Source organism: Vibrio sp. 10N.237.312.B06 (genome assembly GCF_041464685.1).
In the GTDB taxonomy this organism is placed as follows: Bacteria; Pseudomonadota; Gammaproteobacteria; order Enterobacterales; family Vibrionaceae; genus Vibrio; species Vibrio tasmaniensis_A.
In genome coordinates, this window is record NZ_JBFSPI010000004.1 from 53,309 (window position 1) to 68,943 (window position 15,635).

Below are 15,635 nucleotides of genomic sequence, written 5' to 3' on the forward strand. Positions count from 1 at the left end.
AGTATTGACAGGGTTTTCATTTGTTCTTTATCGACCAACTATTCATGCAACAAGATCACCATGAGGGGAACCTTCCTCTTGTGGGCCGTCATGTTATCGAAAGGGTTGAATTAGAAACGGGTGAAAACCTTCCACCGACGGTTAATCAGAAAATTTTAGAAGGCTCATACAGTACAAAATTAACTATTCGATGTAATGGCACTCGGGTTCGAGTTGAAGGAAATCCGTCGCGCTGGCAGCGTATGGATAACCTATTTGGTTTGCAGACACTTGATGAATGTGTGGCGATTTATAACCATATTTTAGCCTCATATGACTTGCCTCCGTTTACAAAAAATACCCGTTTTGCTCATCGTCAATCTGCTGATGGTAAATCGTCTTCATTGATTGGTAATGGTGCTGAAATCACATCGATAGATTGGACTCGAAACTTAGCCGTAGGGAAGGGGAAAGAGCGTTCTTTTATTCGAGGTCTTTCTTCTATGCAAATTGGTCGAGGACGAAAACCTAAGCTTTATCCTGATGGCAACACTTGTAACTGGGGGGAAGGGTCGACTTGGATAATGGACAAACTCTATGCAAAGGCGATTGACTTACAGAGACATTTATTAAAAGACCAACGAAAAAAAGAAGGGGTATCACAAGAAGCACTAGATTACGTGAACAAGCTTATTGATTATTGCGAGTCACTCGGCGTTGTTCGAGAAGAGCACAGTTTGAGACAGGCATTATTAAAACGACACGACTTACAATTTTACGGCATCACAACAGAACAAGATTTTTACAATCACTTACAAGACATTGAGAATGCTATGAAAACAACACAAATATCATACGACGAACATCAATCCTTTGCAGACCAACTTTTATCACTAGGCGTAGTTAAGAGCCGACAAGCAGCCAACGCAACGCAAAGTTACGCCATTATGTGGCAACACGGAACAAATTTAAGAAGTGTTTTAAAAGACCGTCAATTTTACGAGCACAAAGCGAGACTTAAAGCGATTGGTATCGATATCGGTCAACAATTCGATGTTAGCCGGATGTGTCCAACACTTAAACGTTCTGAGGTTATCGAGGTTCAGCCACTTAAAATTCCGCCTTGGTACAAGATGCCAGTTGTAGCCGAAACCAATATTTTACCTTTCAAAGCTTACGCATAGGAAAACACCATGTTAAAAATCGAAGTATTCAAAGAAGACGTAAGAGTCACACCCAGAACTATGCCAGGGAAAGACGGCAAGCCACCACGTACTATCTACGAACAAGATGCTTATGCGCATTTACAAGGTCGCTTTCCAACGCTCACCAAGGTTCAACTGGAAGAAGGTCAACCACCTTATGAAGCCGGATTTTATACCTTTCATAGTTCTTCCTATATCGTTAATAATTTTGGTACTGTGGAACTAAAGAAGTACGGAAAAATCATCACACCTTTGGAGTTTGAGTTATGAGCGTAATTAAACCTGAAGAATTGAAGAAGGCGGCTGGTTTACCGGATAGCGCTAATTTTCATGGTTGGCTTGTTCATAATCCGGAGAACGATGATTTTCTTCTCAAGTTTAAAGAGAGTAATTCTTTAATAAAAAAATTATGGTGCCGATTGCCAGACCAAGCCATGCGTTTTAATAGATTTTCTCGCGCCTTAAAGGCTATTGAGCGACTAGAACTACAGAATCAGGCGATTATCGTTGCGGCTTTAGACTTGGGAGCTCAAGTCATAGTTTTAGCGCCAAATGATTTTGAAGAGCGAATGTCTTTACCATCTTCAAATCCATTTAGAGCAGACTCAATTAAGCACTAATAACAAAGCCCGTAACTGGTGAGACAGCTACGGGCTTTTACACAACCAACTATATCGGAGTTGATTATGACCGTTAAAGAATACACGCTATCAGACTTAGAATCTAAGCTTAATGAAATCTCTAATATTTCAATCTTCCTTGGTACTGGAGATTGTCCCAAAGAGATAGCTTACAGTTTGCATGATCATATGAATGACCAGATTGAAGAGTTACAGGGAATGGTCAGCTTTATGCGAATCTACCCACAGATTAAAGCCCAAGAGCAGCTAGGCAGCCCCCAGAAAGAACTTACGTCTTAGTGCGTATTATGTACGTTATGTTAAATTGATTTCGGTGTTTATAAGGCAGGTATCTTTATGCGATGCCCTGCCTTATTTCGTATCTGTACTCTCTGAATTCTACTGCGTATTTAACCATAGAGGCTATTTACCATAAAATACCTAATAACCAGTGATAATAATCTTCGATTTTACCCCCGGCATTAGTTAGAGCTTAACCGCCAGCAAATTTAACTTTGTAGCCTTTCTTTTCAAGATGCGCTTTGAGCTTGTCACGAGCGTCGCCTTGAATCTCGATGTTGCCATCTTTTACTGAGCCGCCACAACCACATACTTTTTTGAGTTCCGCAGCCATGAGTTTTAATGGTGCGTCATCTAGGTCTAAGCCTGTTACGATAGAAACGCCTTTACCTTTACGGCCTTTTGTTTCTTTTTGGATTCGAACAATACCATCGCCTTTAGGGCGCTGGATTTTCTCTTCTTCAGGTTTAATACGACCTGTTTCAGTTGAATATACTAGGCTCATAATTTTACTTCTTTTGCTGTGCTGCTTTTTGTTTTGCGAGTAAGAAAGCCTCTATATGACGCTGGATTGCAATCTTGCCACCTTTAATTAGGCGCCCGTTAAACATGCAATACCAAGCGTTAGGCTCACCGCTATCATTTTTAATTTGGTAACCATGGAAGTTTTCAGCTAAGCCACCACCAGACGCTCTCGACTTGTTTAACGCTGTGAATTCTTTCGGGTCAATAAGGGTCGCAGTATCAATCCACCAATCAATACTCTTTTTCACAGCAGGTAAATTACCTTGAATAATGTTGTTTTTTAGCTTGGCACGCCAAACGGTGTTGTTTGCATCCGCTGATTGTAGAGGAACGCCTCGGTAAACTGAATTTGCCATATCCATTGATCATCGTTTTGTTTTCATTACGTTAATCATAAGTATACTTCTAATGATATCAAGCATAATATGGCAAAAACACCTGTTGATAGTCAGATTGTTAATAAACTGCTTAGTCAATCAACTGACTTTGCAAACCAAAAACTTCCGACTTAAAAACAAATAGCGCCTTGGCAGGTAAGCTCAAGGCGCTATTTGTTATCTAATGAGTTATATAAAACGGCTAAGATATTTTGGGTGAACTAAGAAATGCTTGTTCTCACGCAGTTCTCTAAGAACTGGCTGAATTTGTGGCCGTCATGTTCAACCATTTTTGGGAACATGGAAATTGGCGTCATACCTGGGAAGGTATTCACTTCGTTCAGGTAGATCTCATTGTCTTGTGTTAAGAAGAAATCGATACGAGACAAGTGACGAAGCTTCATCTGCGTGAATACCTTGCGGGCGCTATCTGCAATCAATTCACGCTGTTCATCGGTTAAGTTAGTTGCTTCAACTTCAGTAATTGAGTGGCTGTCTGCACTGTACTTCTCTTCGTAAGAGTAAAATGCGCCATTAGGTGCAATCACCTCGCCTGGCTTGCTTATCTGTAGCTCGCCATCGATTTCATAAGCGGCAACTTCTAGTTCTCTTGGCACCACGGATTTCTCAATAAGCACTTGATCAGAGAAGGTAAATGCTTTGTTGATTGCTTCACTTAATTCTTCTACTTGATTGACTTGGTAACAGCCAACGGAAGATCCCTGACGAGCCGCTTTGACGAACACTTTCCCCCAACTTTCAAAGGCTTGTGTCGCCTGTGCATGAGCTTGTTCAGTGTTGTCGGATAAGAACAGATAAGGCGTATTTGGGATACCCAGAGCGTCGTACCAAAGTTTTGATGTGATTTTATTGAAGCTGTTGTTGCTTGCTTCAGAACCACAACCTAGGTACGGAATCTTAGCCATTTCAAACAGTGATTGAATGTCACCTGTTTCGCCCGGGAAACCATGAATACAAGGAACAATGAAATCGACTTTAGATTCTAAGTTGTCGCCACGTAAGGTTTGATCGTTAATATCAAGATAAACCAACTCACCCGAATCAAGACACCAGCCTTCGTTTTTAATTTCAACTCTCACAACGTTAAAATCTGCAACGCTATTAAGTTGTTCAAAAAGGTAATTGGCTGAAACGATTGACACTTCATGCTCTGAAGATCCACCGCCGCAAAGTAGAAGGATGTTTGTGGTGTTCATGGGTAAATTCGGTCCTTGAAACTAGGAATACTGACTTCAATGATAAACAAAAGTCGAAATAGGTACAGTGTTTTGAATGCTAAAATTGTCATCTAAGGAGTGAGCGATTAACTATTAAACAAAACTAACCGTCATAAAACAAAAGAAGGAGCATTTGCTCCTTCTTTATGATTTAAAACTTAGTTTAACTTGTTAAGCGTTGGGTATTCAGAGTTCTTGATATCATCAATGCTCTTAACGAATGGCTTTAAGTTTTGAAAACTGCTCGGCAAAGATGAAATCGCCTTTTTAGCGTCTAAGCGTGTCGCGTAGTCACCGTAAAGTACAGTGAACCACTTCGTGCCGTTAACCATTTTGTAGTTTTCCCAAATTGGCTGGGAAGTTGTTGGTAACATTTTTACAAAAGAATCGACTTTGGCTTGGCTGCCAACAGCAACAACTTGAACTGTGTAACCAAAGCGTTGGTTCATGTCTTGTTGCTTCTTGGTTGGAGCTGTAATTGTTGCAACCGGCTTAGCTCTAGTCGTGTGAGTGATTTTTTGTTCTACAGGTGTGGTTCTGACAACGTTGACCACGTTCTCTTCAACAACGGCAGTCTGCTCAGATTGAGATACAACTGGAGCTTCAACTTTAGCCGTTTTGAACTCTTCTTGATAGCTATCTGACGTTACATTGGTAACGTAGTTGTCAGATACACATGCAGCCAAGAGCAGTGGCAAAGTCACAATTGCAAGTTTTTTCATGGAAAGCTCTATATCCTTAATAATAATTACTATAAATCATGCCGATACGTCGGTTTAGAATCAAGTTAACTTTGAGATTATACACCATTACTGGGTGACCTATTTCACAAACTTTATGCAGTGTCTGCTTATTCATCTTAATTCGGTGAATTTGCCATCAACCCGTGAATGAAAAGTAAGTTACGATGAACTTACGTGCATTGCTAGGATATGTCTATGAATCATCTTGATCCCCTACTTAAACCCCGTTCAATCGCTGTTGTTGGTGCATCTCAACGAGAAACGCGTGCAGGATATATCGTCATGAACAATTTGTTGCACGGGGATTTTAAAGGTGCGGTGATGCCAGTAACACCAAAATACGATTCTGTCGCAGGCGTCCTCTCTTACAAAAACATCTTGTCGCTACCTATCGTGCCTGACCTTGCTATTTTGTGCACTAATGCGACACGCAATGTGGCTATTTTTGAAGAGTTGGCCGAGAAAGGCATCGCTTCCGTCATTGTGCTCTCCTCCGACATGCAACAGCAAAGTGATAGCGGTGAAACGTTTGATGAGAGATGTATTGCAATAGCCAAAGCAAACAATATTCGGGTACTTGGTTCCAATAGCTTGGGAGTTATTGTCCCGTGGTTAAATTTGAATGCCTCTTTCTCTCCGGTGACGGCACTGCCAGGTAAAATCGCCTTTGTTTCTCAATCCGCAGCAGTGTGTACAACGATTCTAGATTGGGCGAACGATAAAGAGATCGGCTTCTCGGCGTTTATCTCGATAGGTAATGGCAATGACATAGAATTCTCGGAGCTATTGGATTATCTGAGTACCGACTCTCACACCGAAGCAATATTGCTTTATGTCGATAGTATTAAAGATGCGAGGCGCTTTATCTCTGCTGCGCGTGCCGCGTCACGTAATAGACGAATTCTAGTGTTAAAAGGCGGACGAACCGCTAAAGGCCGGGCGGCGGCAATGCTACATACTGGCGGTGCCGATACGTTAGATATTATCTATGACTCAGCGATCCGACGCAGCGGCATGTTACGAGTTAAGAACTTACATGAACTGTTTGCAGCGGTAGAGACTCTGACTCATTCAGTGCCATTACGTGGAGAGCGCTTGGCTATTGTGACCAACGGCGGCGGCCCTGCGATCATGGCGGTGGATACCCTTTTTGACCGTGGTGGTAAGCTTGCCGAGTTTTCTGAAGATACGCTAGAGAAGCTCAATAAGGTTTTACCATTGAGTTGGTCTCAGAGTAATCCAATCGATATTGTTGGTGACGCCGGTGAGCAACGTTATATCGATACGATAAACATCTTGTTAGATGGTGATGAAGCGGATGCGATTCTTATCATGCACAGCCCTTCTGCGATCGCACATTCAGCTAAAACAGCTGAGCGAATTATTGAAGCCATTAAAAAGCATCCTCGCCACAAGCGATTTAACATCCTAACGAATTGGTCTGGCGAGCTAACAGCAAAGCCAGCACGAAAGTTGTTTACCGAAGCAGGGTTCCCAACCTATCGAACACCTGAAAGTTCAGTGGTCGCATTTATGCACTTGGTCGAATACAGACGTAACCAGCGTCAGTTAATGGAAACGCCAACCACAGCAGAAAAAGTCCATATTGAAGATCTAGCAGATGCAAAAAATTGGATAGAACGTCAACTACTGGATAAAGACACAGTCAGCCTTGATACGCATCAAAATAGCCAATTTTTCAAGCACTTCAACCTAGATGTATTACCAACTTGGATAGCTTCTGACCCAAGTGAAGCGGTACATATTGCCGAAACGATTGGTTACCCAGTCGCAGTTAAACTACGTTCGCCAGACATTGCACATAAGTCGGACGTGCAAGGTGTCATGCTTAATTTAAGAAACAGCAATGAAGTCGCCAATGCGGCTCAGGCGATTCTCGATCGCTCTCAACTGTCGTTCCCTACTGCGCATATTCATGGCTTGTTAATTCAAGGAATGGCCAAACTCGCCGGCGGGCAGGAGCTACGTGTAAAAGTGACAACGGACGAAACCTTTGGTCCTATCATTTTACTTGGTCAAGGAGGTTCTGAATGGGATGAATCCATTGACGCTGCTGCAGCCTTTCCACCTCTCAATATGACACTGGCGCGTTACTTGATCATTCGGGCGATAAAAAGTGGCAAGATTCGCCTGCAAAAACTACCTAACCCGATTGATATTGAAGGTCTCTCTGAATTGTTGGTGCGTATATCTCAGATGGTAGTGGATTGCCCTGAAATACATGATTTGGATATCCATCCAGTACTGGCCAATGGTGACAAGTTCACGATATTAGATGCCGATATCATCTTGAAAGCATACCAAGGCGATCCTCAAGAACGTCTTGCGATTCGCCCTTATCCAGTCGAATTGGAAGAGAATATCGTACTTAAGGACGGCACTGAGGTGTTGTTACGCCCGATCCTTCCTGAAGACGAGCCGCTTCATGCTGATTTTATTCATCGTGTATCCAAAGAAGACCTTTACAAGCGTTTCTTTAGTGATGTGGGTGAATTCAATCATGAGGCGTTGGCTAACTTTACTCAGATTGACTTTGATAGAGAAATTGCATTTGTGGTCGTTCGAAAGGAACAAGGCGTACCCGCGATTATTGGCGTATCGAGAGCGTTGATTAACCCAGAGAACACCGATGCAGAGTTCGCTATTCTGATACGTTCCGATCTGAAAGGCGTCGGATTAGGCCGCATTTTGATGACTAAGGTTATTGACTACTGTCGTACAAAGCAGACCAAGCAGATGTCGGGCATGACGATGCCGACCAACCGAGGGATGCTGACACTAGCCCAGAAGCTGGGCTTTGAGCTAGATATCAGTTTTGAAGACGGCACTGCAGATATGGTGTTGCCGTTACTTTAACGCCCATGTTTTTTTTAGGTGTTGAATACACCAAGACTTGGCGTCGCCCATTTTGTTACGTCGCCAAGCCATTACGATGTCGATAGGCTGTGGTTCGGTACCCGAAATTTGTTGTAGAACGCCAGATTCAATCAAAGGTTTAGCTACACTATTCGGTAAGGTGCCGATCCCTACCCCTGCAGTTAGAGCCTCTACCTTGGCTGGGAGGCTTGTTACGGTTAAACGTGGCTGCTTTTCTAGAATATTGATGCTTAATGCAGGTTGGTCACGCGCTGTATCTGCAATTGCGATAACCCTGTAACTTTCTCTCGCCTTTTGGTCGAAATCACCAGATCGCTTATGAACATAGTGATTCGATGCTGCAACCCATACCATTTCCATCTTACCGATAATGTCACTTTTCATATCGTTTGGTATGGTGTCAACCTTTGGGCACACCAATAAATCAGCTCGGCCGTCTGAAAGAGATTCCCAACATCCAGCTAGAATCTCTTCTTGTAATCGAACCCTAGTTTTACTTATTTTTCCGAGTTCATCGACTAATGGGAAGAAATTAGCAATCGGAATAATGCCATCAAAGGCAATCGTTAAATCCAACTCCCAGCCATTAGCAAGAATACTCGCGTCATTAACGAGCTGTTCAGTGGCACCAAGAATGATCCTTCCTTGCTCTAATATTAACTGCCCCGCTTCCGTGAAATTTGCACGGTGGCCTGAGCGATCAAAAATCATAATATCTAAGTCTTGTTCTAGCTTCTGGATTTGATAACTCAATGAAGAAGGTGCTCGGTCCATTTCATTAGCCGCTGCCGCAAAGCTTCCACGACGATCAATGGCATCTAATATGTGTAAGGCTTCAAGTGTTATTGGGCTATGCATAACTTTCCTACTTTGTAAGTGAGATCTAAATCACAAAAAGAGAAGCATTCACATGGTGAATGGAACTGAAAAACTCTTTTTAATACATGTGTTTAATAACGCTAATTATGAACTAGTTGATAATATTGAAAATTATTTAAATGCAAATAATAGTAATTATCATTTAGATCCAATATCATCTTTCGCAAATCAAGATGATATTATGGAACTAAGGTAACTATCAGATGTATAAGCAATCCCTACTCTCTGCTTCAATCGTTTTAGCGCTTTCATCAACATCAGCCTTTGCTGAAGATTATGCCCTATTTGACGAGGTTGTTGTATCAGCAACGCGTACCGAACAAAACAAAGAAGACGTTTCAAGCTCAATTGAGTCTGTATCTGCAAAAGACATAGATAATCAAATGTCTAGCGACATAAAGCAAGCTCTTCAATACACGCCAGGGGTAGAAGCTCAAGGCGGTGGCCGTTTTGGTATTTCAGGCTTTAACATCCGCGGTGTTGAAGGTGATCGCGTTAAACTTATGGTAGATGGAGTTCAACAACCTACACCATATAACCCTGGTGCTTCTGAGCAACGTAAATATTCGAATGCGATCGAAGTCGATACATTAAGTGTCATAGAGGTGAATAAAGGCCCTGCTTCTACGCTTTACGGTTCAGATGCCATTGGTGGTGCAGTACTGCTAAGAACTAAAAATCCAGAGGATATGCTTAGAACTGACGGGGATGAAAACCGTTTTGGCATCAAATCTACCTATACATCTGCAGATGAACAGTTCAAGAACACAGTTTCTTGGGCGATGCGTAAAGATAAGTTAGAAACGATCGTTATGGTGACATACGCTCAAGGCCACGAGACACAGACTCATTCATCAGGAAGCGAAGTTCAAGGTCCTGATCGTGGTGCAGAGAACCCGGCAGATACGGAATTAAGTAATATCCTAGCCAAAGCATTCTACAATGTATCAGATTCAAATAAGGTTGGTATTACGGTTGAGCATTACCAACATCAATATGATGAAGATGAGCTAAACTACAATGGCTATCAGCTTATGCCAGGCTTTGTATATACTGATAATTACAACAAAGACACCAACAAACGTTTTCGTGCAACATTGGAACAACAGCTTAAACTAAGCTCTTCAATTGCTGACTCTTTAGACTGGTCTCTAAGTTACCAAGACTCAAGTTCTCTGAATAAAAACTACGATACAACTCGCTTCAACGGACGTCGACTTCGTGAGCGTGATGCTTCTGATGTCAACATGCAAGTTGATACACAGCTTTCTAAGCTAGTGAATATTGATGGTGCGGATCACGAATTCACATATGGTTTCACATATCTGAAGAATGACTTTGAACTAGAAAACTACGACCATAAGTTTGACCGAGGCACTGTTACACCGGGTAGTACTGGTATCCCTGATGCAGAAATAACGCAATGGGGTGTGTTTGTTCAAGACCAAGCATTTTTCATGGAAGACAAGTTGATTGTAACTGGCGGTCTTCGTTATGACTCATTTGTTGCTGACCCATCAACGGATGAAGGCTACAAGACTCAATATGAGAAGAATAAAGATGACGCCGTCACAGCTAAGCTAGGTTCAGTTTACCACATCAATGACAACCTATCGGTATTTGGTCAAGTTGGGCAAGGGTTTAAAGCACCTTCAGTTTACGACCTCTACTACTTCTACACTCGAGGTGCCATCATTGAAGCTAACCCTAACTTGAAAGCGGAAAGAAGTATCTCTTACGAGCTTGGCCTTCGTGGCAATAATGAACATGCTCGCTTTGAACTAAGCACTTTCTACACAGATTACTCTGATTTCATTAACCAGACGAAATCGGGTAAACAAGGCGGTAAAGACGTATACACCAAAGAGAACTTAGATAAAGTAACTATCTATGGTGCAGAGCTTTCGTCAACGATTAATCTTGACACCCTGTTAGACGCACCATTTGGTACCTACACTCGTTTAGCTGTGGCTTATGCTGATGGTGAAGATAAATCTACAGGTAAATCCATTGATTCAGTAGCACCACTAACGGGTACGCTAGGTCTTGGTATCGAACGCGAGACTTTCGGTTCAGCTTTAAATATTAAAATGGTTGCTGCGAAAGATGAGTGGAACTCTGATGACAACGTAAACGTGGCTGGATACACAGTTGTTGATTTGACTGCTTATTACCGCCCTGTCACGGATTTAACCTTGCGAGCGGGTCTATTCAACGCATTAGACAAAAAATATTGGCTGTACAATGACATGTCAGGCCGTGGGCACGATTCTAAGTTCAACACCGATATTAAGTCTCAACCGGGTCGTAACTGGGGTATATCTGCAAACTACGAGTTCTAACTGGTTAGAAATCTAGTTCGTTGTAGAGCTAAGTTTATTAAAGGCCTAGGTCATTAAAGATCTAGGTCGTTCCAGAATAAAGCCATACAACAAAAATACTGTAGAAACTAAAAAGCCAGCTTACGATAAGCTGGCTTTTGTTATTTCACTAAAAGTTGTATCAAAAAGGGGTAAAGTGAAATTATTTCTCTGCCATTTCTTTCTTAACCATTACTGCTGCAGCAATGATGAAAGTGATGATTAGGCCTAGTTCCATGATTAACTCCAAAGAAAATTAACATTAAACATATAATTCGCGAGCATGATAACAACAACCGATACAGAATGATACTTTTTAACCACCAAATCACTTTTTATTCGATTTAGATCAAAAAAGATGCCCTAGAGCACCTTTTTGTACGTTAACTATTCATGAAGTCACTCAATCAACCAGGGAAACCATCAGGGTTTGTTGATTGCCAGCGCCATGTATCTTCAGTCATTTCAGCCAGTGTGCGTGTCGCATTCCACCCCAGTTCTTTCTGAGCTTTCGCTGGGTCGGCCCAACACTCTGCGATATCACCAGGACGACGCTCAACGAGTTTGTAAGGTATCGCTTGACCGCTCGCTTTCTCGAAGGCTTTAACCATATCTAATACACTTGAACCGTTGCCAGTACCCAGATTATAGATGTGAAGACCGTCTTTACGCCCTACTTTCTCAAGTGCTGCAATGTGTCCATCAGACAGATCCATAACGTGGATGTAATCACGAACACCAGTGCCATCCTTTGTTGGGTAGTCACTACCAAATACAGATAGGAATTCACGTCGGCCAACTGCAACTTGAGAGACAAATGGCATTAAGTTGTTTGGAATACCTTGCGGGTCTTCACCGAGTTCACCACTTGGGTGTGAACCTACGGGGTTAAAGTAACGTAATAACGTAATGCTCCAATCGGGGTTAGCCTTTTGGAAGTCAGTTAAGCACTCTTCAACCATGAGCTTACTACGACCGTAAGGATTGGTTGCGCTTGTGGGAAAGTCTTCTGTGATAGGAACACTAGCAGGATCGCCATAAACCGTTGCTGAAGAGCTGAATACTAATGTTTTTACGTCTGCGTCACGCATTGCATCGACAAGGACTAACGTGCCATTTACGTTGTTATCGTAGTATTCGAGAGGTTTGGCTACAGATTCACCAACCGCTTTCAGGCCCGCAAAATGAATAACAGCTTCAATATTGTGTTGCTTCATGGTTTCAGTTAAAAGCGCTTTATCACGAATATCACCTTCAATGAAATCAGGACGAACGCCAGATACTTTTTCGATACGTTCTAAAACGCTTGGTTTACTGTTATACAAGTTATCGAAAAGCACAGGTGTCATACCTGCGTTAATCATCTGAATACTGGTATGGCTACCTATGTAACCCATGCCACCTGTAACTAAAACATTCATGTTTAGCAGACCTTTTAATTAAAAACACTCAACCTACCGCTTATGATACAACAACTTAGGGTGGAGCGACAAACGGCTATGGCAGATACACCGCACGAGAGAACAAAAACTGACCTTTACCTTGAATTTCACTTGGCAGTTCACCTCACCGACAATCTTCAGAATTACATCAATGTCGCCATATGATTCATCACCTTACGTTTGCTCCCTAAACCGGAAACAAAATAGATGAAGGCTGTTTGTCGAACGCTTGTTTTTCAATTATCTTTAACCATAGTTTCTATACGTTATTGATGAAAGGAAGCATTTTTCACAATCCATTCTTTAGCGGGTTTGATACATGCCGTGACCTCATAGTAAATGCAGTTCTTGGTGTCGAAAATTTGAGTTAGGTCACTGTTTATTTATGGTATTTATAAGACCGTCATTACTCACCTCAACGTAAAGGGTAAGCACCACGTGACAACGAAGATTTTGCTTAATTGCGACATGGGAGAAAGTTTCGGCAATTGGAAGATGGGCGATGACGAGTCGGTCATGGAATGGGTCGATATGGCAAACATCGCTTGTGGTTTTCACGCGTCTGATCCGCACGTTATGTCTAAGACCATAAAACTGGCGCAGTACTATCACACCCAAATTGGTGCCCACCCTGGTTATCAAGATTTAGTCGGGTTTGGTCGCCGTTCTATTCCACATACCATGGACGAAATCAGTGAACTAGTGTGCTATCAAGTAGGTGCACTACAAGCGCTTTGCCACTATCACCACACCTCTGTTGGTTATGTGAAACCTCATGGTGCCCTTTACAACGATATGATGGCGAACATTGATGTGTTCAATGCCGTTGCCCAAGCCGTCGCTGAATTTAACATCCCCTTGATGATTCTCTCTTCATCAGACAATCAACAGTATCTAGATATTGCTGACGATCATGACTTACCCCTCTTGTTTGAAGCGTTTGCCGACCGTGCATACTTGAATAATGGGCAGTTATCGCCGCGAACTCAAAAAGACTCGGTTTACGTTAATCAGGACGATATCTACAACCAAGTCATGCAAATCATTAACTACGGTTCAGTCACGACCATTGAAGGCGAAAGACTGCCTATTGAAGCCGATACCATCTGCGTCCATGGTGATAACCCCCAATCCATCGCATTAATTAGAAAAATCAGACAAGACCTCAACGCTTTTAACTAGTATGAGCGTTTGATTTGTTATGACGCATGGCCTTATCGCTCGCCTTACGAGCACCTTACTAATTGCTTTGTATTGGTTTGGACGCGGAAGTTGGAAACGTTAAGCAGGTAAGCAGGTAAACAGGTAAACAGGTAAACAGGTAAACAAAAGTATGGAAACGAAATGACGACGAATCAAATTGAATTCAATATAGCGCCAGTCGCGGAATGCAGCGTTTTGGTCACCTTGACGCTATCGCCTTCAAATAGTCAATCTAACAGCGAATATGCGCAATACATGGCTCATCTTTCCAATGCCATTCGCCAAAACTTGGCATCTATATTGATGAATGTGACACCGGCTTACCACACCATTCTGGTTGACTACTTACCTTATCGAATTTCCGAAAAGCAACTCATCGAACAACTCAACACCTTATTGAGTCATGCTATTTCGTCCTTATCTAGTGTTAGTTACACTCGTGACACTATCGAGCTTCCCGCTTATTACTCACCAGAAACGGCTCTCGACTTAGGCCGATATCAAGACAAAGGCCTGTCGCTCGACGATATTATTCAATATCACACCTCACAGACATACAGCGTCAGTGCGATTGGATTTACGCCTGGCTTTGCGTTTATGTCTGATGTGGTCGATGAGCTTGCTTTGCCCCGTCATTCAACCCCACGTTTAAGTGTACCGAAAGGCAGTATCGCCATCGCAGATACGAAAACGGCGGTGTACCCTTCGGACTCACCGGGTGGCTGGAATATTATTGGCAATTGCCCGCTTCCGTTGTTCGATCACAGCCAATTGAAGAACGCTGATACCACGCAAACGCCGCTGTCTCTACTTAATGTCGGTGACACAGTCCGTTTCATCGCGATTTCAAAACAAGAATTTGTTGAACTTAGGTTTATGGAGATTAGTGGAGGTGTCGCTAATGGTTAAGACTAAAGCCAAACCAACGCTGACAGTCATTAAGCCCGGCCCGTTGAGTTTGATTCAAGACTTCGGACGATTTGGTGTCGCTCATCTTGGGTTGACACAAGGTGGCCCTGTTGATGATTACTCGTATAGCTGGGCCAATCACCTGCTCGGAAACCCAGTAAACCAAGCTGCGTTGGAAATCACGCTTGGGCAATGTGCGTTACGAATCGATTTTGATTGCGAAATGGCGTTATGTGGTGGCGATTTACAAGCGAAGCTCGATGGCAAACCACTGTCGAACTGGCATACTTTTCAAGCTTTTAAGGGGCAAGTTCTCTCATTTGGTTTACCTAAAAATGGACTAAGGGCGTATTTAGCCGTTAAGGGTGGCTTCGATGTTCCATCAACTCTTGATAGCTGTTCTACGGTGACTCGTGAAAAGATTGGTGGATTAACGCAAGATGGACAGCCATGCCAGCAAGGGCAACAAATTACTTTTACCCAACACCAACTCTCTCGCCCGTTTAAAGCGTTGAGTGTTACCTTTCGATACACGCCTAATTACAACCTAACAGTGAACCTGCGAGTGATTGAAGGCTATCAAAGCGAGCTGTTCACTGGTTCAGCAAAAGAGACTTTGTATAACGCACAGTATCACGTTGACCAAAATTCTAATCGCATGGGTTATCGACTGAGTGGTCAATCGGTTGATTCACCTGATATTTCGCTATTGTCAGAAGGCATTGCCTTAGGTGCGATTCAAATCCCCCAAGATGGGCAACCTATCGTGTTGCTTAATGACAGACAGACCATTGGTGGCTATCCGAAGATTGGATGTGTTGCCAGAATCGATTTACCGCGCTTAGCACAAGCCAAACCTGGACATAAAGTCTCGTTTAGTAAAGGCGATCGCTTAGGATTACAAGATGTATGGTGCCAGTGGGCTCAATTTTTCGGCTACTAGTTTTTGCGATGTGT

The 15,635-nt window shown here is 42.6% G+C and carries 15 protein-coding genes; 9 read left to right on the forward strand and 6 right to left on the reverse strand.

The features are described from left to right. Window positions 1-20 precede the first annotated feature (20 nt). The 4 genes from AB6C75_RS01925 to AB6C75_RS01940 all read left to right on the forward strand — a co-directional run bounded on the left by AB6C75_RS01925 (window position 21) and on the right by AB6C75_RS01940 (window position 2,104). On the forward strand, window positions 21-1,163 hold the full coding sequence (locus AB6C75_RS01925) for a phage/plasmid replication protein, II/X family (RefSeq protein WP_372106622.1): 1,143 nt from the start codon (window positions 21-23) through the stop codon (window positions 1,161-1,163). 9 nt (window positions 1,164-1,172) lie between these two features. Beyond that, entirely contained in the window at window positions 1,173-1,454 is a 282-nt protein-coding gene (locus AB6C75_RS01930) for a single-stranded DNA-binding protein (RefSeq protein ID WP_372106624.1), read from the forward strand. Next, window positions 1,451-1,804 (forward strand): hypothetical protein, encoded by a 354-nt coding sequence (locus tag AB6C75_RS01935; protein ID WP_372106626.1) that lies wholly within the window; start codon window positions 1,451-1,453, stop codon window positions 1,802-1,804. Before AB6C75_RS01930 ends, AB6C75_RS01935 begins: the two co-directional genes overlap by 4 nt. Window positions 1,805-1,870: 66 nt before the next feature. After that, window positions 1,871-2,104, forward strand: coding sequence for an RstC protein (locus AB6C75_RS01940; protein ID WP_372106628.1), 234 nt, complete (start codon window positions 1,871-1,873; stop codon window positions 2,102-2,104). Between the two features lie 193 nt (window positions 2,105-2,297). Here the strand turns inward: AB6C75_RS01940 and yciH are convergent, their stop codons facing one another. The 4 genes from yciH to AB6C75_RS01960 form a co-directional block, all read right to left on the reverse strand. Continuing rightward, window positions 2,298-2,609 carry a stress response translation initiation inhibitor YciH gene (gene yciH / locus AB6C75_RS01945; RefSeq protein ID WP_012600635.1) on the reverse strand — a complete coding sequence of 104 codons (312 nt, stop codon included), beginning with the start codon at window positions 2,607-2,609 and terminating at the stop codon, window positions 2,298-2,300. Window positions 2,610-2,613: 4 nt separating this feature from the next. Further along, entirely contained in the window at window positions 2,614-2,985 is a 372-nt protein-coding gene (locus AB6C75_RS01950; RefSeq protein ID WP_029222765.1) for a DUF3319 domain-containing protein, read from the reverse strand. Window positions 2,986-3,227: 242 nt separating this feature from the next. Next, entirely contained in the window at window positions 3,228-4,223 is a 996-nt protein-coding gene (locus tag AB6C75_RS01955) for a D-alanine--D-alanine ligase (protein ID WP_304570727.1), read from the reverse strand. 179 nt (window positions 4,224-4,402) lie between these two features. Then, a complete protein-coding gene (locus tag AB6C75_RS01960; RefSeq protein WP_009845372.1) occupies window positions 4,403-4,966 on the reverse strand; it encodes an SPOR domain-containing protein in 564 nt (187 codons plus the stop codon). A gap of 216 nt (window positions 4,967-5,182) precedes the next feature. Here AB6C75_RS01960 and AB6C75_RS01965 point away from each other — a divergent pair, with 216 nt between their 5' ends. Next, window positions 5,183-7,864 (forward strand): GNAT family N-acetyltransferase, encoded by a 2,682-nt coding sequence (locus AB6C75_RS01965; RefSeq protein WP_372106631.1) that lies wholly within the window; start codon window positions 5,183-5,185, stop codon window positions 7,862-7,864. Here AB6C75_RS01965 and AB6C75_RS01970 read toward each other — a convergent pair. Then, the gene (locus tag AB6C75_RS01970) at window positions 7,856-8,743 is read right to left on the reverse strand and encodes a LysR family transcriptional regulator (RefSeq protein ID WP_372106633.1); all 888 of its coding nucleotides are present in this window, start codon (window positions 8,741-8,743) and stop codon (window positions 7,856-7,858) included. The two genes, AB6C75_RS01965 and AB6C75_RS01970, sit on opposite strands and share 9 nt — an antisense overlap. A 224-nt stretch (window positions 8,744-8,967) precedes the next feature. Between AB6C75_RS01970 and AB6C75_RS01975 the strand changes: the two genes are divergently transcribed. After that, window positions 8,968-11,106, forward strand: coding sequence for a TonB-dependent hemoglobin/transferrin/lactoferrin family receptor (locus AB6C75_RS01975; RefSeq protein ID WP_372106635.1), 2,139 nt, complete (start codon window positions 8,968-8,970; stop codon window positions 11,104-11,106). A gap of 425 nt (window positions 11,107-11,531) precedes the next feature. Here the strand turns inward: AB6C75_RS01975 and galE are convergent, their stop codons facing one another. Then, window positions 11,532-12,545 carry a UDP-glucose 4-epimerase GalE gene (gene galE, locus AB6C75_RS01980; protein WP_372106636.1) on the reverse strand — a complete coding sequence of 338 codons (1,014 nt, stop codon included), beginning with the start codon at window positions 12,543-12,545 and terminating at the stop codon, window positions 11,532-11,534. A 459-nt stretch (window positions 12,546-13,004) separates the two neighbouring features. Between galE and AB6C75_RS01985 the strand changes: the two genes are divergently transcribed. From AB6C75_RS01985 to AB6C75_RS01995, 3 genes are all read left to right on the forward strand, one after another. Beyond that, window positions 13,005-13,748, forward strand: a complete 744-nt coding sequence (locus tag AB6C75_RS01985; RefSeq protein ID WP_372106638.1) for a 5-oxoprolinase subunit PxpA — start codon at window positions 13,005-13,007, stop codon at window positions 13,746-13,748. Between the two features lie 162 nt (window positions 13,749-13,910). Beyond that, window positions 13,911-14,678 carry an allophanate hydrolase subunit 1 gene (locus AB6C75_RS01990; protein ID WP_372106639.1) on the forward strand — a complete coding sequence of 256 codons (768 nt, stop codon included), beginning with the start codon at window positions 13,911-13,913 and terminating at the stop codon, window positions 14,676-14,678. Continuing rightward, a complete protein-coding gene (locus AB6C75_RS01995) occupies window positions 14,671-15,621 on the forward strand; it encodes a biotin-dependent carboxyltransferase family protein (RefSeq protein ID WP_372106641.1) in 951 nt (316 codons plus the stop codon). The genes AB6C75_RS01990 and AB6C75_RS01995 overlap by 8 nt, the downstream gene beginning before the upstream one ends. The last annotated feature ends 14 nt before the right edge of the window (window positions 15,622-15,635 follow it).